Source organism: Brevundimonas sp. NIBR10, from assembly GCF_027912515.1.
Classification (GTDB): domain Bacteria; phylum Pseudomonadota; class Alphaproteobacteria; order Caulobacterales; family Caulobacteraceae; genus Brevundimonas.
In genome coordinates, this window is record NZ_CP115464.1 from 1,433,388 (window position 1) to 1,454,672 (window position 21,285).

At 67.2% G+C, this 21,285-nt stretch carries 25 protein-coding genes and 1 tRNA gene; 19 read left to right on the plus strand and 7 right to left on the minus strand.

Translation table 11 applies throughout. From position 1 onward, the window contains the following. Positions 1-19 precede the first annotated feature (19 nt). The 8 genes from O5K39_RS06975 (at position 20) to O5K39_RS07010 (ending at position 7,926) form a co-directional block, all read left to right on the plus strand. Positions 20-718 carry an SDR family NAD(P)-dependent oxidoreductase gene (locus tag O5K39_RS06975; RefSeq protein WP_271146552.1) on the plus strand — a complete coding sequence of 233 codons (699 nt, stop codon included), beginning with the start codon at positions 20-22 and terminating at the stop codon, positions 716-718. Between the two features lie 80 nt (positions 719-798). Further along, on the plus strand, positions 799-1,956 hold the full coding sequence (gene carA, locus O5K39_RS06980; protein ID WP_271146553.1) for a glutamine-hydrolyzing carbamoyl-phosphate synthase small subunit: 1,158 nt from the start codon (positions 799-801) through the stop codon (positions 1,954-1,956). Between the two features lie 258 nt (positions 1,957-2,214). After that, positions 2,215-2,291 (plus strand) — tRNA-Arg (locus O5K39_RS06985). A gap of 362 nt (positions 2,292-2,653) precedes the next feature. Continuing rightward, on the plus strand, positions 2,654-3,787 hold the full coding sequence (locus O5K39_RS06990) for a PHB depolymerase family esterase (RefSeq protein ID WP_271146554.1): 1,134 nt from the start codon (positions 2,654-2,656) through the stop codon (positions 3,785-3,787). A gap of 506 nt (positions 3,788-4,293) precedes the next feature. Beyond that, positions 4,294-4,845, plus strand: a complete 552-nt coding sequence (locus tag O5K39_RS06995; RefSeq protein WP_271146555.1) for a glutathione peroxidase — start codon at positions 4,294-4,296, stop codon at positions 4,843-4,845. 5 nt (positions 4,846-4,850) lie between these two features. Continuing rightward, a complete protein-coding gene (locus tag O5K39_RS07000) occupies positions 4,851-6,554 on the plus strand; it encodes a M1 family metallopeptidase (protein ID WP_271146556.1) in 1,704 nt (567 codons plus the stop codon). Continuing rightward, a complete protein-coding gene (locus O5K39_RS07005; RefSeq protein WP_271146557.1) occupies positions 6,551-7,276 on the plus strand; it encodes an energy transducer TonB in 726 nt (241 codons plus the stop codon). The genes O5K39_RS07000 and O5K39_RS07005 overlap by 4 nt, the downstream gene beginning before the upstream one ends. A gap of 326 nt (positions 7,277-7,602) precedes the next feature. Then, positions 7,603-7,926, plus strand: coding sequence for a hypothetical protein (locus tag O5K39_RS07010; protein ID WP_271146558.1), 324 nt, complete (start codon positions 7,603-7,605; stop codon positions 7,924-7,926). A gap of 3 nt (positions 7,927-7,929) precedes the next feature. Here the strand turns inward: O5K39_RS07010 and O5K39_RS07015 are convergent, their stop codons facing one another. Continuing rightward, positions 7,930-8,694 carry a transglutaminase family protein gene (locus O5K39_RS07015; protein ID WP_271146559.1) on the minus strand — a complete coding sequence of 255 codons (765 nt, stop codon included), beginning with the start codon at positions 8,692-8,694 and terminating at the stop codon, positions 7,930-7,932. A 187-nt stretch (positions 8,695-8,881) separates the two neighbouring features. On the opposite strand from O5K39_RS07015, the gene O5K39_RS07020 reads away from it, so the two are divergent. Together O5K39_RS07020 and O5K39_RS07025 are read left to right on the plus strand one after the other, a co-directional pair. Then, positions 8,882-9,052: a hypothetical protein gene (locus O5K39_RS07020; protein ID WP_271146560.1), complete on the plus strand. Its 171-nt coding sequence runs from the start codon at positions 8,882-8,884 to the stop codon at positions 9,050-9,052. Between the two features lie 50 nt (positions 9,053-9,102). Beyond that, positions 9,103-9,423, plus strand: a complete 321-nt coding sequence (locus O5K39_RS07025) for a hypothetical protein (RefSeq protein ID WP_271146561.1) — start codon at positions 9,103-9,105, stop codon at positions 9,421-9,423. Between the two features lies 1 nt (position 9,424). On the opposite strand, the gene O5K39_RS07030 is transcribed toward O5K39_RS07025, so the two are convergent. The 3 genes from O5K39_RS07030 to O5K39_RS07040 all read right to left on the minus strand — a co-directional run bounded on the left by O5K39_RS07030 (position 9,425) and on the right by O5K39_RS07040 (position 11,486). Next, positions 9,425-10,039, minus strand: coding sequence for an HNH endonuclease (locus O5K39_RS07030; RefSeq protein ID WP_271146562.1), 615 nt, complete (start codon positions 10,037-10,039; stop codon positions 9,425-9,427). Positions 10,040-10,161: 122 nt separating this feature from the next. Then, positions 10,162-10,821: a trimeric intracellular cation channel family protein gene (locus O5K39_RS07035; protein WP_271146563.1), complete on the minus strand. Its 660-nt coding sequence runs from the start codon at positions 10,819-10,821 to the stop codon at positions 10,162-10,164. After that, positions 10,818-11,486: a DNA-3-methyladenine glycosylase 2 family protein gene (locus O5K39_RS07040; RefSeq protein ID WP_271146564.1), complete on the minus strand. Its 669-nt coding sequence runs from the start codon at positions 11,484-11,486 to the stop codon at positions 10,818-10,820. Before O5K39_RS07040 ends, O5K39_RS07035 begins: the two co-directional genes overlap by 4 nt. A 117-nt stretch (positions 11,487-11,603) precedes the next feature. Here O5K39_RS07040 and O5K39_RS07045 point away from each other — a divergent pair, with 117 nt between their 5' ends. The 5 genes from O5K39_RS07045 (at position 11,604) to O5K39_RS07065 (ending at position 15,179) form a co-directional block, all read left to right on the plus strand. Further along, positions 11,604-11,852, plus strand: coding sequence for a type II toxin-antitoxin system ParD family antitoxin (locus O5K39_RS07045; protein ID WP_271146565.1), 249 nt, complete (start codon positions 11,604-11,606; stop codon positions 11,850-11,852). Further along, positions 11,849-12,133, plus strand: a complete 285-nt coding sequence (locus tag O5K39_RS07050) for a type II toxin-antitoxin system RelE/ParE family toxin (protein WP_271146566.1) — start codon at positions 11,849-11,851, stop codon at positions 12,131-12,133. Before O5K39_RS07045 ends, O5K39_RS07050 begins: the two co-directional genes overlap by 4 nt. A gap of 23 nt (positions 12,134-12,156) precedes the next feature. After that, a complete protein-coding gene (locus O5K39_RS07055) occupies positions 12,157-13,290 on the plus strand; it encodes a cupin domain-containing protein (RefSeq protein ID WP_271146567.1) in 1,134 nt (377 codons plus the stop codon). Between the two features lie 7 nt (positions 13,291-13,297). Further along, a complete protein-coding gene (gluQRS, locus tag O5K39_RS07060; RefSeq protein WP_271146568.1) occupies positions 13,298-14,170 on the plus strand; it encodes a tRNA glutamyl-Q(34) synthetase GluQRS in 873 nt (290 codons plus the stop codon). A gap of 91 nt (positions 14,171-14,261) precedes the next feature. Beyond that, on the plus strand, positions 14,262-15,179 hold the full coding sequence (locus O5K39_RS07065) for a DMT family transporter (protein ID WP_271146569.1): 918 nt from the start codon (positions 14,262-14,264) through the stop codon (positions 15,177-15,179). A gap of 63 nt (positions 15,180-15,242) precedes the next feature. Here the strand turns inward: O5K39_RS07065 and O5K39_RS07070 are convergent, their stop codons facing one another. The 3 genes from O5K39_RS07070 to O5K39_RS07080 form a co-directional block, all read right to left on the minus strand. Continuing rightward, entirely contained in the window at positions 15,243-15,446 is a 204-nt protein-coding gene (locus tag O5K39_RS07070) for a cold-shock protein (RefSeq protein WP_056099723.1), read from the minus strand. Positions 15,447-15,658: 212 nt separating this feature from the next. Continuing rightward, positions 15,659-16,471, minus strand: coding sequence for an extensin family protein (locus tag O5K39_RS07075; protein ID WP_271146570.1), 813 nt, complete (start codon positions 16,469-16,471; stop codon positions 15,659-15,661). A 47-nt stretch (positions 16,472-16,518) separates the two neighbouring features. Then, a complete protein-coding gene (locus O5K39_RS07080) occupies positions 16,519-17,649 on the minus strand; it encodes a serine hydrolase domain-containing protein (RefSeq protein ID WP_271146571.1) in 1,131 nt (376 codons plus the stop codon). 97 nt (positions 17,650-17,746) lie between these two features. Here O5K39_RS07080 and ppk2 point away from each other — a divergent pair, with 97 nt between their 5' ends. The 4 genes from ppk2 (at position 17,747) to murB (ending at position 21,257) form a co-directional block, all read left to right on the plus strand. Beyond that, positions 17,747-18,496, plus strand: a complete 750-nt coding sequence (gene ppk2, locus O5K39_RS07085) for a polyphosphate kinase 2 (RefSeq protein ID WP_271146572.1) — start codon at positions 17,747-17,749, stop codon at positions 18,494-18,496. Between the two features lie 73 nt (positions 18,497-18,569). After that, positions 18,570-19,997, plus strand: a complete 1,428-nt coding sequence (murC, locus tag O5K39_RS07090; protein ID WP_271146573.1) for a UDP-N-acetylmuramate--L-alanine ligase — start codon at positions 18,570-18,572, stop codon at positions 19,995-19,997. Next, positions 19,990-20,361 (plus strand): glyoxalase superfamily protein, encoded by a 372-nt coding sequence (locus tag O5K39_RS07095; protein WP_271146574.1) that lies wholly within the window; start codon positions 19,990-19,992, stop codon positions 20,359-20,361. The genes murC and O5K39_RS07095 overlap by 8 nt, the downstream gene beginning before the upstream one ends. Then, positions 20,358-21,257 carry a UDP-N-acetylmuramate dehydrogenase gene (murB, locus tag O5K39_RS07100; protein WP_271146575.1) on the plus strand — a complete coding sequence of 300 codons (900 nt, stop codon included), beginning with the start codon at positions 20,358-20,360 and terminating at the stop codon, positions 21,255-21,257. Before O5K39_RS07095 ends, murB begins: the two co-directional genes overlap by 4 nt. Positions 21,258-21,285: the final 28 nt, after the last annotated feature.

Sequence of the window (21,285 nt, forward strand, 5' to 3'; positions counted from 1 at the left end):
ACGGGAGCCCTGTGCGCCGATGAGCGAAGACGCGGCACCATCGGCAATCATCATCGGGGCCTCGGGCGGGATCGGCCGGGCAGTCGCAGATGCGGCCGGGGCGTCCGGGCGGTTCGCTGTCGTCCACCGGCTTTCGCGCTCGGGGACCGGATTCGACCTGGAGGACGAGGCCTCGATCGCGACGGCGGCGGCCGAGGTAGCGAAGGGTCCGGCACCGACCCTGGTGTTTGTTGCGACCGGCGTGCTGCATCACGGCGAGGCGCCCGAGCGGTCGTATCGGGCGATGACACCTGCGCATCTGTTGCGGGATTATCGGGTGAACACCGTCGGGCCGGCGCTGGTGGCCAAGCATTTCCTGCCTCTGTTGCCGCGTGATCGGCGGGCGGTGTTCGCGGCCCTGTCGGCGCGGGTGGGGTCGATCGGGGACAACCGGCTGGGCGGCTGGCACAGCTACCGCGCGTCCAAGGCTGCGCTGAACATGATCCTGAAAAACCTGTCGATCGAGATCGCGCGGTCGCATCCGCAGGCCGTGGTGGCGGGCCTGCATCCCGGGACGGTGGCGACCGACCTCAGCGCCCCGTTCCAGAAAGGGGTGGCGGAGGGAAGGCTGTTCGACGCGACCTATTCGGCGGAGCGGCTGCTGTCGGTCCTGGACGGATTGATGCCCGCCGACAGCGGCGGGGTCTTCGCCTGGGACGGGGCGCGGGTGCCCGAGTAGGGCGGGCGTTGACCCCAAGATCGGGGGTCTGTAGTCACGCCGCCGTTTGCGCGCCGGGATTCGGTGCTAAGGGACGCGCCATGACCACTCAACTTCTCCCCGGCTGCACCGGCGTGCTGGCCCTGGCCGACGGCACCATCCTGCAAGGCATCGGCGTGGGCGCGACCGGCACGGCGCTCGGCGAGGTCGTCTTCAACACGGCCATGACCGGCTATCAGGAAATCCTGACCGACCCGTCCTACATGAGCCAGATCCTGGCCTTCACCTTTCCGCACGTCGGCAATGTGGGGACCAACTCCGACGACATCGAGCAGATGGGCGGCGGGTCCGATACCTCGGCGCGGGGTGCGATCTTCCGCGACGTGCCGACCGATGCGGCCAACTGGCGCGCGGACTCGACCTTCGACGCCTGGATGAAGCGGCGCGGCGTGGTCGGGCTGGCCGGGGTCGACACCCGGGCCCTGACCAAGATCATCCGCGACAAGGGAGCCCCCCATGCCGTGATCGCTCATGATCCGGACGGCCGGTTCGACCTGGAGGCTCTGGTCGCCGAGGCGAAGGCCTGGACCGGGCTGGTGGGCCTGGACCTGGCCAAACCAGCCTCGACGCTTCAGGCGTTCCAGTGGGACGAAGGCCTGTGGGAATGGCCCGAGGGGCATCCGAAAACCGTGGGCCGCAAGTCGGTGGTCGTCATCGACTATGGGGTGAAGCGCAACATCCTGCGGGCGTTGGCGTCCACGGGCGCGAAGATCACCGTGGTGCCGGCGACGACGACGGCGGAAGAGATCCTGGCGCGCAGCCCCGACGGGGTGGTGCTGTCCAACGGGCCGGGCGATCCGGCGGCGACGGGCGAATACGCCGTGCCGGAAATCCGCAAACTGGTCGACAGCGGAAAGCCGATCTTCGGTATCTGCCTGGGCCACCAGATGCTGGCCCTGGCTCTGGGTGCCCAGACGATCAAGATGGATCAGGGGCATCACGGGGCCAACCACCCGGTCAAGGACCTGACCACCGGAAAGGTCGAGATCGTGTCGATGAACCACGGTTTCGCCGTCGATCGCGACAGCCTGCCCGACGCCGTGGTCGAGACGCACGTGTCGCTGTTCGACGGCACCAACTGCGGCATCCGGCTGAAGGACAAGCCCGTGTTCAGCGTCCAGCACCACCCCGAGGCCTCGCCCGGACCGACGGACAGCCTGTATCTGTTCGACCGGTTCGCGGCCTTGATGGACGCGTAGCGTCCAGGGGCGCTAACGCTCGGCACTCCGGACCGCGTTAACGGCATCGACCGGAGCTGCGGAACAGGCGCGAAACGAATCAGGACCGAATCATCGACACGGCCCGATTCAGGCTTTGTTCCCTACAAGATATTGTATCTTAAGGTCGATTAACCACAATCGTCCCGGCGGTCGGCGGGGGGCGTGCGGAAAAATGCCCGGGACGGTCCCGCACCGCCTTTCGCCGGGCGGCCGGACCCGCTAGTCAGGCGACCGCGTGGTCCCGTAGCTCAGCCGGATAGAGCAAGGCTTTCCTAAAGCAGAGGTCGGGGGTTCGAGTCCCTCCGGGATCGCCACACCTTTGTTGCTGGCGGTGGCGGTCTCGAAAACAGGCCGCCAAACCGCCACACCGCCAGGTCCGCTCAATCAAATCAGTGGCTTGCGTGGTCGGGACGGAAAGCGCCGCCAGGTTCGAGATGCGCCTCCGCTTCATGGCCTGAAACTTTCAAAGACCTGACGAAAGAGGTGGTGACGACTCAAGCCGGCCGCAAGGGATGCTAAGGAAAATATTCCTCTAAAAATGAAGGTGTTGCAGTCGAAGCCCGCACGGATCGCGCTCCGGCTTGGGAGACATGACGATAATTTGTGCAGTTGCGAACAAACATTGTTGCGGCGCAACATCATATGATCCTCTCGAACTTCAGGAGAGTCTTTCGTCATGACCGGTCTCGGACAAACCCTCGCGACCCTGGCCCGTCGCCGTCTTGATCCCGTCCAGGCGGGTGGCCGTGGCCCCGCGCGGATGCTGGCCTGTGATTTCGCGCCCAATCCGGGCGCGCTGAAGATGCTGATCCACGTCCCGGCTGGTCTGGCGCCCGGCGCGCCGCTCGTCGTGGTTCTGCACGGCTGCACCCAGAGGGGCGAGGCCTATGCAGACGGGGCGGGGTGGCTGACCCTGGCGGATCGTTTCGGGTTCGTGGTGCTGAGCCCCGAACAGACGGCGGCCAACAATCCAAACCGCTGTTTCAACTGGTTCCAGACCGGCGACACCACCCGCGACGCCGGCGAGGCCGCCTCGATCGCGGCGATGACGCGAAAGGCCATCGCCGACCACGCCATCGACCCCGATCGGGTCTTCGTCACCGGCCTGTCGGCGGGCGGCGCGATGACGGCGGTCTTGCTGGCCACCTATCCCGAACTCTTCGCCGGCGGCGCGGTCGTGGCGGGTCTGCCGCATGGAGCCGCCGCCAGCATGTCGGAGGCATTCGGCGCGATGATGAAGCCCAGGGCGCGCGACAGTGCGGCATGGGGCGAGAAGGTCAGGGCGGCCTCCGACCATGCCGGTCCGTGGCCCCGGATTTCCATCTGGCACGGGACGGCCGACGCGACGGTCCGACCGGCGTCGGCGGACGCCCTGATTCAGCAGTGGACGGACGTCCATGGCCTGACCGGCGCCCCACACAAGGCCCGAACGCCGCAGGGGCGGGTCTTCGAGGTGTGGATGTCGCCGTCCGGCGAGCCCCTGGTCGAGAACCACCGCATCCCCGGTCTGGCGCACGGAACGCCCCTGAAGACCCAGGGCCCCGATGGCGTCGGCACGGCGGGCCCCTTCCTGCTCGACGTCGGGATATCGTCCAGTCTGGAGATCGCCATGGGGTGGGGGATTGCGGAGTCTGAAGCGAACTCCCGGCCTGCGTCGGTCACGGATTCAGACGTGGCGCCCGCGCATGGGTCCGCAGGAAAGCATCGCCGATCGCCGCAACCCGCCCCCGACGGCACCGCTCCGCAACGCCCAAACGCAGTCACATCCGTGATTGAGAATGCTCTGAGAGCGGCCGGACTGATGAGGTAGGCTCCGAGCGATCCCGCCGCGAGCGGTTGGCAGTGCAAGGTCGGGATGCGCTCAAGCAGCGAGCGACCGCGTCGCGAGCGTTAGCGCCCCCAACAAAGTATGGAGGCGGTCCGGCTTCGTGACTGGAAACCCGCCGGACCGCCTGACCAAGGTCGCCCCCTCAGCCGTGTTCAGATTGCACGGATATCGGGAGTCCGCATCCCTAGAATCGCATCCGGCCACGCGGACGGATCACGGAAACGAACAGGCGTTGCGCGCCCCACACAGTCGCCACCAGGGCGAGTCCGACAACGGATTGGAGCAGTTCGATCGGCATTTTGTCCCCCCGGATTCAGCCAAGCCGACACTGGACGCCCGGTGAGGAAACCCGCCAACCGCATTCACCGGGGAGGCGACGGTTCAGGCGGCAATTCATCCCTCAGGGTATCGGTCTTCGCCCGGCGGGTTGCGCCGCGTTGACGGGGTGTGGTCATGTCGCGCGATCTGCGATGCGAAAGGAAGCTGCGATGTCCGATGCCCTGATGGAAATCCCGGTCAAGCGCATCGACGGCGAAGCGGCCAGCCTCGGCGACTATGCGGGCAAGGTGCTGCTGGTCGTCAACGTCGCCTCGAAATGCGGCCTGACCCCCCAATATGCCGGCCTCGAGGCGCTGTATCGCGAACGGCACGGCGAGGGCTTGGAGGTGCTGGGGTTTCCGGCCAACAACTTCATGGGTCAGGAGCCGGGGACGGAGGCCGAGATCGCCGACTTCTGCGCCATCACATATGACGTCACCTTTCCGATGTTCGCCAAGATCAGCGTGGCGGGTGCCGACAAGCATCCGCTGTATCAGACCCTGACCGGAACGGCGCCGGGCGCGACCGGAGACGGACCGATGCGCGAGAAGCTCAAGGGATACGGCGTGGACACCGCGCCCGGCGAAGTGGTGTGGAATTTCGAGAAATTCCTGATCGGTCGAGACGGGCAGGTCGCCGAACGGTTCGCGCCCGATGTGACGCCGGACGATCCTCGTCTGGTCGAGGCCGTGACGCGTGAATTGGCCAAGCCGGCGTCGTGAAGGCCGTGCGTTTCCTTTTGGTTGCAGGGGTGCTGGCCCTGCTGGTCGTGGTGCCGGTCCAGGCCCAGGTCCGATCGACGCCCTTCACCCTGACCACCGGCACGCCGCGCACGGCCGAACAGGTTGCCACGGTAGTCGATGAGGCCGATCTGGCGATCCGGGTGATGCCGCAGACGCGGACCATTGCGGGCGATGCGACCCTGACCCTGTCCTTCACCGCCCCGGTCAGCCAGGTGGTTCTGGAACTGGATACCGTCTTCACCATCGAAGCGATCACAGTGGACGGGGTTCCGGTCGAGGCCGACGACGGCTGGGAGAATGCCGACGGCCGTCTGACCATTCCACTGTACGAGACCAAGGCGGCGGGTGACCGGACCTCGGTGCGGATCGAGTATTCGGGATCGCCGCATCAGGCGACCAATGCGCCCTGGGACGGGGGCTTCGTCTGGTCGCGGACGCCCGACGGCCAGCCGTGGATCGCCACGGCGGTGCAGGGCGAGGGGTGCGACCTGTTCTGGCCCTGTATCGACCATCCGCAGGGCGAGCCGGCCAAGGTCAACCTGCACATCACCGTGCCGAACGGTCTGTCGGCCCCTTCGAACGGCCGGTTCCTGGGCTCGACCGCCAATGACGACGGCACGACGACCTGGAACTGGACGACGACCCGGCCCAACACCTATGCGATCGCCCTGAACATCGGGCCCTATGTCGAGCTGACTGCGCCGTACGAGAGCCGGTTCGGCAACACCGTGCCGATGCATTTCTGGCACCTGAGAACCGACAGGGCCGAACGCGCCGCCGCCCTGTTCGCAGAGTTCCCGAAGATGCTCGACTTCTATGAGGCGACGGTCGGGCCCTATCCGTTCGGGGACGAGAAGATGGGGGTGGTCGAGACGCCGCACCTGGGCATGGAGCATCAGACCATCAACGCCTACGGCAACAAGTACGAGCTGGACGGCAAGGGTTACGACTGGCTGTTGCAGCACGAACTGGCCCACGAATGGTTCGGCAACCAGATGACCAATGGGTCCTGGGACGACATGTGGCTGCACGAGGGGCTGGGCACATACATGCAGCCGCTCTATGCGCGCTGGCTGAACGGCGACCGCTATATGGAGGCGGAGCTGGCGACGATGCGGCTGACGCTGCGCAACCGGTTTCCGCTGGTGTCGGGCCGGGTTCAGGATTCCGCGACCGTCTATGAGGACGCGACGGGGCCGGGGCTGGACCTCTATTACAAGGGGGCGCTGGTCGCGCACACCCTGAGGGCCTTGATCGGGGAAGAGGCGTTCAACCGGTCGCTGACACGGCTGGTCTATGGTCGGCCGGATCCCCGGCCGGGAAATTTCGAGCCCCGCTATGCCACCACGCCCGACTTCATCCGCATCGCCGAACAGGAGAGCCGGCGGGACCTGGACTGGTTCTTCGCCACCTATGTGTATCAGGCGACCCTGCCGAAGCTGGAGATGACGCGCGACGGCGGCCGGGTGACCCTGCGCTGGACCGGGACGGCGGGTGAGTTTCCCATGCCGGTCGAGGTCGAGGTGGACGGGGTGTCGCAGACGGTCGCCATGCGCGGCGGGGCGGGTGTGTTCAATGCCCGGCCGGGTGCGCACATCCTGATCGATCCGCAGAACCGGGTGCTGCGCCAGCTGGATTTCGTCGACGCCTATCAGGCGCGGCAGGCCGAGACCGGGGCCTCCCAATGAGCGTCGCTCTGTTCGCCGCGCTCGTCCTCATGTCGCCGCCTCGGCAGCAAGATTCGCCGGTGAGTTGGGTGACGCCGCCGGCCCCGACTGAAGAGGATTATCCAGGTTTCGCCTCGCTGATTGGTGTCAGCGGGTCGGTTTCGGTGAACTGCCTGTCGACCGTCTCCGGGCGCGTACGGGATTGCCAAGTCCTCAGCGCGACGCCGCCGGGCCTGGGATTTGAAACCGCCGCCATCACCATTGTCAGTCGCGGATTGACCCGGCCGGCGAGTGCCGGCGGCGTGCCGTATGAATCCCGCTTCTCGGTGCGCGTGCCCTTTCAGATGTGGGAAGACGATGTCGAAGACGAGCCCCGACCAGAACGTCCCGACGTTCCCACACCCACAGAGTCAGCCCTTCGCCTCGCCGAGCGTGTGGTGGACGCCTACGGCGCAGGCCCGATGATCGAGGTTGCTGTGGACGGGCTCCCTCTCGCCAAGCACGAGGAAGTCCAGAACTGGGCCCGGCGGGATATGGTCCAATCCGATCGGCAAGTGAAAGCAGCCGTGACCCGGATGGTAGCTCTGGCTCTCACCGAGGAACAGATGTCGGAAATCCTGGAGGGCGGCGCGGTCGCGGTCGGCGGGCGCCAAGACGTCTATGACCTCGGAAACTACCTCATGTGGGACGTCGATGTCGGGGCCTATCTGAAAGACAGGTACTGTTCCCGGTACGAGTGCTGAGCGAGCCTCAGGCGCGCTGCATCGTTACCGACTGACTGACTATCTCTTGGACGCCCTGGGCGCTCAGGAAGGCGATCCGACGCTCGGCATCAGACAGGTTCGAGATCGTCCAGTCCGGCACCGGCAGTCTGGTCTGGGTCGATCTGAAGGGCGACTGCGGCACAGACATGATGATCCAGCTGGCCGACGTAAGGTTGACTGCGTCGGACGTAGTCTGGGGCTGACTTTGGACCCGGGGCCTTAGGGTACGCGCGCCCGGCCTGTCAGGTTTGATCGGTGGCGGAAAGGGCGACGGCGGGTCAGCCTGTCTTCTTCGGAGGATCGCCATGACCAGAACACGCACGACGGCGCTCGCCCTGGCCGCATTCGCCGTCGCCGTCACGGGGCTGCCCGGCCCCGCCTTCGCCCAGGTCAGCGGGGTTGGCGAGGGGAATGGCTCGACGCGACTGGAGGCCTGTCGCCGGGCCATCGCAGCGTCGTCGTCTCACGCCGGGGTCGCGGCGACCAATGCCCAGAGATCGGTCGATGCGCGCATCTTCATCACCGCCGAGGTCTCGGCCTGCGAGTGTGAACAGAGCACGACCGGCAGCCTGTCCTGGACCTGTATCGCGCCGTGGCGACTGGTCGCCATGCCGGTCGAGCGACACTGAGCCTCAGGCCGGTTCCACCGTCACCGACTGGCTGACCATCTCGCAGACACCCTGGGTGCTCAGGAAGGCGATGTCGGCGGCGTCGCGGCCGCAGGCGATGCGAACCAGACCCTCGATGGGGGCCAGACCGGTCGGATCGACCAGCCACCAGCCGTTCGACAGCCACACCTCGAAGATGGCGTGGAAGTCCGGCGGGTCCAGCAGATGGGCATAGGCGCTGACCGCCCGCGCCGGGATCCCCGACGCCCGGCACAGGGTGATCCCCAGATGGGTGAAGTCGCGGCAAACGCCCGCCCGGTCGATGAAGGTGCGGGCCGCCGTCGTCTCCGAATCCGAGACGCCGAACTCGTAGTCGATGTTGTCCTTGATCCATTCCAGGATCGCCAGCACCCGCTCGCCGCCGGTGCTGTCGCCGAACTGGCGTTCCACGAACCGGCCGAACTGGTCCGACGGGCAGTAGCGGCTGGGCAGGCGATAGGCCAGGACCTCGGCCGGCAGGTCGTTCCAGTCATGCTGAAGGGCGACCGGCGGCAGACCCTGAAGCACGCCGTTCTCGACCACGGCGGTATAGGTCAGGGCGACCTCGCCCTCCAGATGCGCACGCAGGGTCCGGGCGCCGAACTCGGCGTCCTTGTCCTCGGTGAAGGTGACCTGGGGCGTGGTGATCAGGGTCTCTTCCAGGATGTCCTGGCCCGGCCAGTGCGCCACCTGGAACTGATAGATGGCGTCGGTCGGCGGATCGAACCGATAGACGAGCTCTGAGCGCACGCGCAGTTTCATGGCGATCCGGATGACGAGGGGTTTGAATGCGGGACCGACGCCAACGCGGCGGCGGCACGCGCGTTCCCGACCGGGGAGGCGTCCTTAACAGTTTTGTCGCCGGACGCCAGATCGGGACGGAACTCCGCAGCGTCGCCGATCATTGGATGGATGACCCCCCGACCGGAGAACCGTCATGAATACCGTGCTGATCTTCCTGGGAATCCTCGCGTTGTTGGCCATCGTCGCCGTGGCGCTGCGTCCGCCGCACGCCCGAATGTCGCAGTTCACGGACAAGGACGCGGACGGGGCCCCGGACATGACAGAGACCGAACGGCGAGAGGCTTTGCGTAAAGCCGATATTTGACACCGGCATTCTGTCGATGGATCGTGGGTTGAATCTATCGGAGGCTCCCCATGTCCGTCATCGCTCTCGCCGCCGCCCTGACCCTTCAGGTGCAGGTCTTCACGCCCGCCGCCCCGCCCCAACAGGCACGCCCCAGCCAGGCCCAGACGACTGAGGGGGCTTCACCCGCCGATCCGGATCTGGTCCAGCAGGTGTGTCGCAACGTGCCGGTGACCGGCAGCCGGTTTCCGCGTCGCGTTTGTCGCAGTGAGCGCCAGGCCCAGGCCGACCGCGACGAGACGCGCGAAATGCTGAGGAACTGGCAGGGTCTTCCCGATCTTCCTGCCAGTTCCAACTCGCCCAAGGGACTGGGATCGAACGGTCCGCTGTAATCTACGGCTCCAGCTCGATGTCCCAGTACAGGTAGTCGAGCCAGCTCTGGTGCAGGTAGTGCGGCGGAAAGCGCCGGCCCGCGTCCTGAAGCTGCCAGGCGTTGGGACGGTGTGGCTCGCGGCGGATCGGCATCTGGGCCTGGCGCGGGGTCCGGCCGCCCTTCTTCAGATTGCACGGCGAACAGGCGGCGACGATGTTCTCCCAGGTCGTGCGACCGCCCTGTGAGCGCGGGACCACGTGGTCGAAGGTCAGCTGGTCGGCATTGCCGCAATACTGGCAGGTGAAGCCGTCGCGCAGGAAGACGTTGAAGCGGGTGAAGGCCGGGCTGCGGTCCTGGTCGATGTAGGATTTCAGCGCGATGACGCTGGGCAGCTGCATCTCCATGGAGGGGCTGCGGACGACCTTGTCGTACTGGGCGACGACGTCAACGCGGTCCTGATAGACCGCCTTGACCGCCTCTTCCCACGGCCACAGCGACAGCGGGTAGTAGGACAGGGGCCGGAAGTCGGCGTTGAGCACCAGGGCGGGGAAACCCGCCGGCGACTGACCGACATGAGGTTGGGCCACGAAGGGGCGGGCGACCGAGGCGTTCGGTGTGAGAGACTGGACCTGCATCAGGTCCGCTCCGTGCGGTGTGAAGCGACAGGACTGAAGACGCGTCTCCTTCCAGATCAGGCCTTCAGACTAGGCGCGATTCGTCGGGGCCGCCATGGTGGAAAGAGCAAGGTTTCGCGACATTATCGACGCGCCCGATCCGGAAACGCCGGCAGGCTCCAGCCATAGACGAGGGCACCGGCGCGCAGTGCGAAGCCCAGCAGGGCCGCGACGACGGCGGCGGGCCAGATCGGCATCTCGGGCAGGCGCAGGGCGACGAAGGCGGTCGCGGCCAGAAGGGCCGCCGAGACGGTGATCTCGCGTCGCAACAGGATCGACGGCTGGCCGGCCAGCAGGTCTCGCACGATGCCGCCGAAACAGGCCGTCAGCGCCCCCATGACGATGCAGATCAGGGGCGCCATACCGACGGCTTCCGCCTTGGCCGCGCCCATGACGCCATAGGCCGCCAGTCCGACCGCATCGAGCCACAGCAGGGCCCGGAACCGCCAGTCGCGCCGCCCGATCATCCAGATCGTCACGGCGGCCAGCAGACAGACGGCGATGTAGCGCCAGTCCTCGACCCAGAAGACCGGCTGGCCGATCAGAAGGTCGCGCAAGGTGCCGCCGCCCACGCCGGTGATGGCCGCGAAGAAGGCGAAGGTGACGAGGTCATGCTTTTCCCGGGCCGCCGCCAGGGCCCCGGTTGCGGCGAAGACGGCGACACCGGCGAAGTCCAGGGCGACCAGGACCTGTTGCGGATCGGCCAGGGCGCGGGCGGTTTCGGGATCCACGAGCGGTGTCATGCGGCGGCACCCATGATGACCTCTTCGCGCGCGATCTCGCCGCGCTTGACCCCGCCGTACCAGCCCCACAGCAGATGGGCCGCGACGCCGCGGTGGGGACGCCAGGCCTCGGCCCTGGCATAGGCCTGTTTCTCGTTCGGGCGATCGGCCGCGCCGTCGGCCCAGCGCATGGCTTCCTGCAACGCGATGTCGCCGCCGGGAAAGACGTCGGTTCGGCCCTCGCAGAACATCAGATAGGTCTCGGCCGTCCAGCGGCCGACGCCCTTTATGGACACCAGGGCGGCCGTGGCCTCGGCGTCGCTCAGTCCGTCCATCCGGTCCAGGTCGACCCGCCCCTCGACCTGGGCCCGGGCGATCTCGTGGGCGTAGCGGGCCTTCTGGATCGACAGGCCGAAGGTGCGCAAATGTTCGATGTCGTGGGCGAGCGCCGTTTCGGCGGTCACCACCCCGCCCAGACCCGCGACGACCCTGGCCCAGATGGCGGCGGCCGAGGCGACTGAGACCTGCTGATCCACGATCATGTGGAACAGCCCCTCATAGCCGCCGGGTCGCAGTCGCCACTCGAAGACCGGCGTCTGTTCGTGGGCGCGCGCCAGGGCAGGATCGGCCTGGGCCAGGGCCTGACGCGCGGCGGCGATCTCTGCGGCGGTCGGGGTGTGGGCCATGGGTCTTGATAGAGCGGGAGGGCGGGATCGCAAATGGCGGCGGCCCGGCAGGTGGCGGAAAGCGGACGTTGTCACCGTGGGTCGTAATAACTATTATTGGTCAAGCTGGAGAACGCCATGACCATGACCGTTGAACTGGGTGCCCTGGAACAGGTGGTGACCGACTTGGTCCGTGACGGACGGTACGGGTCCAAGAGTGAGGTCCTGCGTACCGGGGTGCGTCTGGTTCAGGAACGGGAAGCAGCGCTGGCTGCCCTGCTCGCCAAGCTGGATGAGGGGATCGCTGACATCGATGCGGGCCGCGTGTCGCCGATTGATGAGGTGCGGGATCGTCTGAAAGCCCGGTTCGGTGTCGCAGTGGAATGAAGGTCGTCATCTCGCGTCGAGCCGAACTCGACATCGTCGAGATCGCGACCTGGATCGAGCAGGACAAGCCGCGAGCCGCCGGACGGATGGTCGATCGGCTGATCGGTGCGGCGAACGCATTGTCGCGTTTCCCGCGCCGCTATCCCGAAATCGGGCATCGCGGCCTGCCAAAGCGACCCGTCGGGAACTATGTCCTGCTGTACCGTGTCGATGATGTCGTGTCCGTTGCGCGAGTGATTCACGCCGCCCGCGACTGGGTCTCCCTGCTGGACGAGGCGTGACCGCGTAGGTAGCGTCGCACCCGATGCGCAGTCTCGAAGACCTTCTCCACCCGATCACCCCCGATCAGTTCCGGGCCGAGTACCAGGGCCGCAAGCCCCTGCATATTCCGGCGGGCGAGGGGGGACCGAAGGCGGCGCTGCTGGATTGGGCGACGTTCAACGGACTGCTGGGCCAGACGGCGCTGTGGACGCCGGAGACGCTGAAGCTGGTGCTCAATACCCGGCCGGTCGCGCCCGAATTCTATTGCGAGCTGGCCGACACCCAGAGCGGCAAGCGGCTGAGACCGTCGCCGGCCAAGGTCAATGTCTTCCTGTCCACCGGCGCGAGTCTGGTCGTCAACGACGTCCAGACCCTGACGCCGGCCCTGGCCGAGACCTCGGCGATGCTGGGCCAGGCGTTTGCCGGACTGGTCGGGGCCAATGTCTATTGTTCGTTCGGGGGCGTGCGTGCCTTCGCCACCCATTTCGACCTGCATGAGGTGTTCGCGGTCCAGGTCGAGGGCGAAAAGACCTGGCGGCTGTACGAGAACCGCGCCGAGGATCCGGTCGAGTTCCCGGTTGGTGATGACCAGGTGGTCGGCTGGTTCGAGCGGACGCGGGGCCGGACCATGCAGGACGTACTGATGCGGCCGGGCGATGTCCTGTACCTGCCGCGCGGCTGGTATCACGATGCCCTGGCCGAGCCGGGGGCCTCGCTGCATGTGACATTCTCGGTGACGCCGCTGTATGGGCGCATCCTGTTCTCGCTGCTGGAGAAGGCCGCCCTTCAGGACCCGGCCTTCCGGGCCTGGTTGCCGTCGGCTTCGCTGGATGACGGCAAGGCGTTGCAGGCCCATCTGGCCAGGCTGGGCCGCAAGCTGGCCGATCTGGCGGCCCATCCACAGTTCCGCGACGAGATCGCCATGGCCCAGCAGAAACTGGTGCAGAGGCCCGCCGAATACGGACTGCCCGTCCGCGCACCACTGACCGGCTATCGTCGCACAGGCCTGGCCTCGCCGGCGTTCACGGGTCCGGTCGCGGTGGCCATGGACTGGGCGTTCGGCCAGCCGGATTTCGCGATCGAGGACCTGTGCGCCCAGTTCGACTTCGTCGATCCCGACGCCATCCGCGCGGCGGTCGAGCGGGCGCTGGCGGCGGGCGCACTGGCGCGGGTCTGAGTTCGCCGTGACCTTCGTCACCCGGTTCGCGCCGTCGCCGACAGGGCTGTTGCACCGGGGGCATGCCTTTTCCGCCCTGACGGCCTGGACGGCGGCGAAGGATGTGGGCGGGCGGTTCGTGCTGCGGATCGAGGACACCGACTTCACCCGCTGTCGCCCCGACTACGAGGCGGCGATCGTCGAGGATCTGAGCTGGTTGGGTCTCGACTGGGAGGCGCCGGTGCTGCGCCAGTCGGAGCACGTCGCCGACTATGACGCGGCGCTGGAGCAACTGCGCGGGATGGGGGTGCTGTACCGCTGTTTCCGCACCCGCAAGGAGATCCTGGCCCTGGCGGGAGGCGCGGCGCACGCGGACGATCCGGCGGATGCGGCGGCCTTTACAGGCGGTGCGCTGTCGGCTGCCGAAGAGGCGGACCGGCTGGCGCGGGGCGAGGCCTTTGCCTGGCGGTTGTCGCTGAAGGCGGCGAGCGAACGGCTGGGCGGCTTCGGGCACCTGACCTGGGTCGAGGAAACAGCCGATCCCGGCGTGCATCGGGCGACGCCGGAGCGGCTCGGCGACATGGTCATGGGGCGAAAGGACATCGGCGCGGGCTATGTGATCGCGTCGGTCATCGACGATGCGCGCCAGGGGGTGACCCATGTGATCCGGGGAGAGGATCTGATCGCCACGACATCGATCCAGCGGGTTCTACAGGCACTGCTGGGGCTGCCGACGCCGGTGTATCGCCACCACCGGCTGCTGCTGGGGCCGGACGGCAAACGCTATGCGAAACGGGATCGGTCGGTGACCCTGGCCGAGCTGCGGGCGAGCGACATGACGGCGGAAGCGTTGAAGGTGGAGTTGGGGTTTCTCCCTCCCCTTTATGGGGAGGGATGCTGAGGCGCAGCCGAAGCCGGGTGGGGATGTTCGACACGGCCCCACCCTGGCGTCGCTGGCGCTCCGCCGTCCCTCCCCATAAAGGGGAAGGAGAATGTCCCAGTCGCGCCTGTTCGCCTTTTCCGTCCTGCTGATCTCCGCCTGCATTCTCGGTCTGGCCCCGATCCTGGTGCGGTTGACGGAGACGGGGCCGGCGGCGGCGGCGTTCTGGCGGTTCGCATTCGCCCTGCCCCTGCTGTTCGCCATCTGTGGTCTGCCGAAGGGGGAGGGGATCGGGCGGCCGTCGAAATGGATGGTTCTGGCGGGGGTCTTCTTCGCGCTGGACCTGTCGTTCTGGCACTATGGGATCGTGATGACCTCGGTCGCCAATGCGACGGTGCTGTGCAACCTGACGCCGGTGGTGGTGACCCTGTTCGGCTGGATCGTGTTCAGACAGACGCCGGCCAGGCTGTTCATCCTCGCCCTGGCTCTGGCCATGGGCGGGGCCTTTGCGATGGCGGCGGGGGCGGACGGCCGGCAGGGTACCGACCCCGTGCTGGGGGACGTCCTCTCCCTGATCGTGTCCCTCTGGTACGCGGGCTATTTCCTGGCGGTGCAACAGGCGCGGACGACGGCCGGGGCCATGCGGGTCACCCTGTGGGCGACGCTGGTCGGGGTTTTTCCGCTGGGCGTTGTGGCCTTGGTGCTGGGCGAGGACATGATCCCGGCGACGATCGCGGGCTGGGCGGCCTGCGTCGGCATGGGGGTCATGCATGTGGCGGGACAGGGCGGCGTGGCCTGGTCCCTGGGCAAGCTGCCGCCCGCGATCGCGGCAGTCATCATCCTGATCCAGCCGATCGTGGCGGGCCTGTTGAGCTGGTGGATCTTCGGCGAGACCCTGACCCCGGTTCAGGCCCTGGGCGGGGCCCTGGTGCTGGGGGCGATCCTGCTGGCGCAATGGTCCGCGCGTAAACCCGGACCGGACACGAAAACGGGCGCAGACCGCAAGCAGCCTGCGCCCGTCATTTCTTGATTGGCCTATCGCCCTTGCGGGCTACTTGAGGCCGAAGTCTTGGGTCCGGATGGACCCGTCGGCTTAGAGAACCTTGAGGTTCACGGCCGAGGTCTTGCCGCGCTGGGATTCCAGCTCGTATTCGACCTTGGCGTTCTCATCGAGGCCGGCCAGGCCAGCCTTCTGAACGGCGGTGATGTGAACGAACACATCTGCGCCGCCGCTTTCGGGCTGGATGAAGCCGAAGCCTTTCGTGGGGTTGAACCACTTGACCGTACCGGTCGCCATATCTGCGCTCTCCAATAAAACGCGCTTTCCAGGCAGGTCCTCACGAGGAGTGACCCGACAGTCCATCTGGACGGCTCGTTCAGGCGAAGGAGCAGAACATGGGTTTGGACCCCACGCACGAAATCCGGACTGCACAGCCGTTCTCTCGCACCTGTCCACAGCGGTCAACCGGATTCGATTCGCCTGTCACGCGACAGTGATCGGGCTCGCGGTTAAGGCGGGGCGGCCTTTTGCGCCGCACGCTGCGTCTCCGGCGAGGGGCCGAGCGCGCAGAGCGAGCGCGGGGCACCGTCCAGATGCAGGTGGTTGGCGTGGGCGGCGTTGTAGTCGGGCGTCAGGACGGTCGCGAAGACGCGGCAACCCCCGTCGCGCAGACGCCGCAGGAAGCCCGATCCGGGGACGCCCGCCGGGCCCTGTCCGCCCCAGTCTTCCAGCACCGAGACGCGCCGTCCGTCCTTCAGCGTAACCCCGCCGATGTCCAGCGCATTGGCGCGGGCATGTTCGCTGGGTCGGTCGGAAGCGGACTGGGAGCCATAGATGCGGCGACACGAATAGGTCCCCATGTCGTCGACGCGGGCGACCTCCGATCCCAGGGTCGATCGGGCCGCCGGACGCATCACCTGACGGTCCCAGATGACATAGCGCACGGCCAGCGGGCACTGCATGACCAGGTCGCGCGTGGCGAGGGGGGTGACGTCGCCGCCGGTGATCCGGACCAGGCCTTGCGCGATGCAGAAGCCGCCGTCGGATCGATCCTCGACCCGTTCGACCTGAACCCCGGCGTCGCGCAGGGTCTGCATACAGGCCTCGGTCGCGCCCTGGACCTGTTCGACGGGGGCGGCGAAGGGGACCTCGAAATCGGCGACCTTGGCGCTGGTCGCGGCACCCAGAGGCCGGTTCAGGTCCAGCGGCTTCCACGGCAGGTCCTGGTCCGGCACGAAGGCGTTTATGAGCGCGAACATGGCGCAGGCCGCCAGCCCCAACTCCCACAACAGGTTCCAGAAGTCGGCGAAGTCTCTCTTCATTGCTCAGCTTAACGCACGAGCCGAAGAAAGGTCTTGCGGGATTTCCGCTATCCCATCCGGATCAGGCTGGAGACCAGTTGCTGACAGGCCGGTCCGCCCCGGACCTCGTCGTTGGACAGGGCGATGAAGGCGCGGCCGCCTGCCGGATCGGCGACGACCATCGAATGCCACATCGTATTGGTCCCCTCATGGGCGATGACGGTGCCCCGGGCCCAGGGCTGGCCCGCGACCGTGATCCATCCCAGGGCATAGCTGCGGCCCGTGGCGACCGGGGGCGTGATCAGGTGGGTGATGGTTTCGGGCTTCAGCCAGCCGCTGCCCCCGGTCAGGACGGCACGGACGAAGGTCGCATAGTCTGCCAGGCTCATATGCGCCGTCCCGGCCGGACCCATGGCCAGGGGATTGTCCGAGAACAGGTTCGTCGGGTCCATCGGCGTCGCCTGTCCGCCCAGTCCCGAATGGCCCCAGGGCTGGTCGCCGACGGGCGGACCCGATCCGCCGCTGGTCAGGCCCAGCGGCCCGAAAACCTCGGCGGCCATGGCCTCTTCCCAGGGCAGGCCCGTGATCCTCTCGATCGCGGCCCCGACCAGGATGTAGTTGGCGTTGGCATAGGCGAAGCTTCCGACCACGCCGCCGGGCGGTTTCGACAGCGCGCGTTCGGCGAGGAGCGCACGCTGGCTGGTCAGGCTCGTCGTGTCTGCGCGTGCGGTCAGCAGCCAGGTCGACCCCAGCATGTCGATGTCGCGCAGGCCCGCCGTATGGTTCAGGAAACGCTCGACCGGAGTCGCGGCCCAGGCCGGATCGAGGGTCAGGTCGGGAAATAGCTCAGCCGCCGTCGCCCCCCATTTCGCCTGTCCCTTGTCGACCAGCCGGCCATAGAGGGCGGCGGTCATGGCCTTGGTGTTGGAGCCCAGGTGCCAACGGTCGTCGATGGTGGCGGCCTCGGTCCCGCCTGCGCGGCGCACGCCCCTGACGCCGGACCAGATCAGTCCCTCGCGGGTGACCACGCCGCCGATCAGGGCCGGCGGCGCAGAGGCGGCGAAGGCAGCGTCGAGCAGGGCATCCCGCGTCGGGGCGGCCTGTCGCGCCTGGACGGGCAGGGCGGCCGAGGCGGCGACGCCTGCCATACCGGACAGCATCAGGCGGCGGCTCAGTCGAGGACATGGCGTGTGGATCATGCGCCAGACCTAGACGGGCTTTGTGGCCGGGTCACATTAAAGCGCGGTCAGGATCGCCCGCCTTGCTCCCCCGCCGGGTCCGGCCGATAGTCGCGCCATGAGCAAGAAGACCGACGCCTACGAAGCCGCACTGGAACAGCTCCAGATCGAACTGGTCGACAGCCAGGCCTGGGCCATCGAACAGGGGCTGAAGATCCTGATCATCTTCGAGGGCCGTGACAGCGCCGGCAAGGACGGGGCCATCAAGCGGATGACCGAATATATGTCGGCCCGCCAGACCCGCGTCGTCGCCCTGCCCAAACCCTCCGAGCGGGAACTGGGCCAGTGGTATTTCCAGCGCTACGTGCCGCATATTCCCGGCGCCGGCGAGGTCGTGATCTTCAACCGGTCCTGGTACAATCGTGGCGGGGTCGAGCCGGTGATGGGGTTCTGCACCCCCGAACAGACGACCCAGTTCCTGAAGGACGCGCCGCGCTTCGAGCGGATGCTGGCCGACAGCGGCGTGATCATCATCAAATTCTGGCTCGACATCTCCAAGGCCGAACAGGCGCAGCGGCTCGAGGACCGCAAGACCGAGCCGCTCAAGCGGTTCAAGAACTCATCCCTGGACGCGGAGGCCCAGACCCGCTGGGACGCCTATTCCCAAGCCCGCGACCGGATGCTGGACGAGACCCATTCGGGCCATGCGCCCTGGATCGTGGTGGCGACCGACGACAAGAAGACCGCGCGGCTGAACATCCTGCGCCATGTCCTGCACCGGATCGGCGCGCCCGGTGTCCACTGCGAAACGCCCGACAAGGACGTCGTCTTCACTGCCGACAAGGACAAGGGTCGGCTGGCGACCTGACATCGTCATCGCCACTGTGGGCGGACGGAAACGGACAGGTGCAATCCGCGATTTCCATCGCTATGAGGCCTGAATGATCGCTCGCCTTCGCCCCGTCCCGTTCGACCTCGGTCCCGTCCATTTCGTCGGTATCGGCGGCATCGGCATGAGCGGCATCGCCGAGATCATGCTCAAGATCGGCTATTCGGTTCAGGGATCGGACGCCAAGGCCAGTGCCAACACCGAGCGGCTGGAAAAGCTGGGCGCGCGCATCTTCGTCGGCCATGACGCGGCCCATGTCGGCGAGGGCGTCTCTGCGGTCGTCTATTCGACGGCGGTGAAGGCGGAAAACCCCGAGCTGAAGATCGCGCGCGAGCGCCGCATCCCCCTGGTCCGCCGGGCCGAGATGCTGGCCGAACTGATGCGGCTGCAGTTCTCGATCGCGGTGGGCGGCACCCACGGCAAGACGACGACGACGTCGATGGTGGCCTGTCTGCTGGATGCGGCCGGGCTGGACCCCACGGTGGTCAACGGCGGCATCATCAACGCCTACGGCACCAACGCCAAGGTCGGCGACGGCGACTGGATCGTGGTCGAGGCGGACGAGAGCGACGGCAGCTTCCTGCGGCTGAAATCGACGGTCGCCATCGTCACCAACATCGATCCCGAACACCTCGATCACTACGGCGACTTCGACAGGGTGCGTCAGGCCTTTGTGGACTTCGTCGAGAACATTCCTTTCTACGGCTTCGCGGCCGTCTGTCTCGATCATCCCGAGGTGCAGCGGCTGGTGGCCTCGATCGATAACCGACGGCTGGTCACCTACGGCATGAACCCCCAGGCCCAGGTCCGGGCCGAGAATGTCGAGATGGGCGCCGACGGATGCCGCTTCGACGTGGTCTTCCAGTCCGGCGATCCGGCGCTTGAACTGACGCGGATCGACGGTCTGCACCTGCCCATGGCCGGCTGGCACAATGTGGCCAACTCCCTGGCCGCCATCGCCGTGGCGCGCGAGCTGGACGTCTCCGACGAGGCGATCAAGGCGGGGTTGGCGGGCTTCGGCGGCGTCAAGCGGCGCTTCACCACCACGGGCGTCGTGAACGGCGTCCGCATCGTCGACGACTATGGCCACCACCCGGTCGAGATCGTTGCCGTCCTGAAGGCCGCGCGTCAGGTGACGGAAGGCCGGGTCATCGCGGTGATGCAGCCGCACCGCTACACCCGCCTGCGCGATCTGATGGAAGAGTTCTCGACCAGCTTCTCCGACGCCGACCAGGTCATCATCGCCGACGTCTACCCGGCGGGCGAGGCCCCGATCGAGGGCGTGGACAAACAGGCCCTGGTCGAGGGTGTGCGCCGATACGGCCACCGCAATGTGTCGGCGCTCGAGAACGTCACCAGCCTGCCCCGCGTGATCGCCGAGGCGGCGACGGCGGGCGACGTCGTGGTCCTGCTCGGCGCCGGCGATATCACGAGCTGGGCCTATGCCCTGCCTGCGCAACTGGAAGCGCTGGGTGGCTGACTGGTACTCCCGGCCGGTCCTGTTCGTGTCCGACATCGAGCGGTCGCTCGCCTTCTACCGTGGCCAGCTCGGGTTTCGTGAGGACTGGCGTTACGACGAGGAGGGCGATCGCCGGATCGTTCAGGTCAGCCGTCAGGATTGCGAATTGATCCTGACGTCGCAATGGCCGGACAAGGTCGGCGGCGGCCTGATCTTCGTCTCGCTCGACCTCGATCTTGTGACCGCGACCCGTGCCGAGTTCGAGCGACGCGGCGTCGAGGTCAAGGACGGTCGCTGGGGTTACCCCCTGATGATCGTCGCCGATCCCGACGGCAACGAATTGTATTTTCCCTACCCCTCCGACGACGCCGAGGAACCGGCATGACCTGGCGTGACACTCTTCCTGCCGTGCGCGGCAAGCTGCTGCGCGACGAGCCGCTGGCGCCCTTCACCTGGTTCCGGGTCGGGGGGACGGCCGAGGCGCTGTTCATTCCGGCTGACCCGGAGGACCTCGCTGACTTCCTGAAGGCGCTGGATCCGTCCGTGCCTGTGACGGTCCTGGGCGTCGGCTCGAACGTCATCGTCCGCGACGGCGGGGTAGAGGGGGTCGTGATCCGGCTGGCCGGCCGTCCCTTCGCGGGCATAACGACCGAAGGTGACAGGATCACTGCCGGGGCGGGCGCGCTCGACGCCATGGTCGCCAAGGCCTCGGCCAAGGCGGGGCTGGCAGGTCTGGAGTTCTATGCCGGCATTCCCGGCACGATCGGCGGCGCCCTGACGATGAACGCCGGCTGCTATGGCGCGGAGACCAAGGACGTCCTGGTCTCGGCCTGGGGCCTGACGCGGGCCGCGGAGCGGGTCGATTATGCGCTCTCCGACTTCGGCTATACCTACCGCCACTCACAGGCCCCCGCCGACATCCTCTGGATCGAGGCCGTCTATCGCGGCACGCCCGACGATCCGGCTGCGGTCGCGGCCCGGATCAGTGAGATCACCGCCCGACGCGAAACCACCCAGCCGATCCGCGAAAAGACCGGCGGCTCGACCTTCAAGAACCCGCCCGGCCACTCGTCCTGGAAGCTGGTCGACGATGCGGGCTGGCGCGGCAAGCCTCATGGCGGCGCGAAATTCTCGGAGCTGCACTCCAACTTCATGATCAATTTCGACGACGCGAGCGCCGCCGACATCGAGGGCCTGGGCGAGGCGGTACGCGCCGATGTGCTGGCCAAGGCAGGCGTGCAACTGGAGTGGGAGATCAAGCGGATCGGGCGTGCAGGCTAATCGCGCGGCCTCGCGGTCGATCAAACTG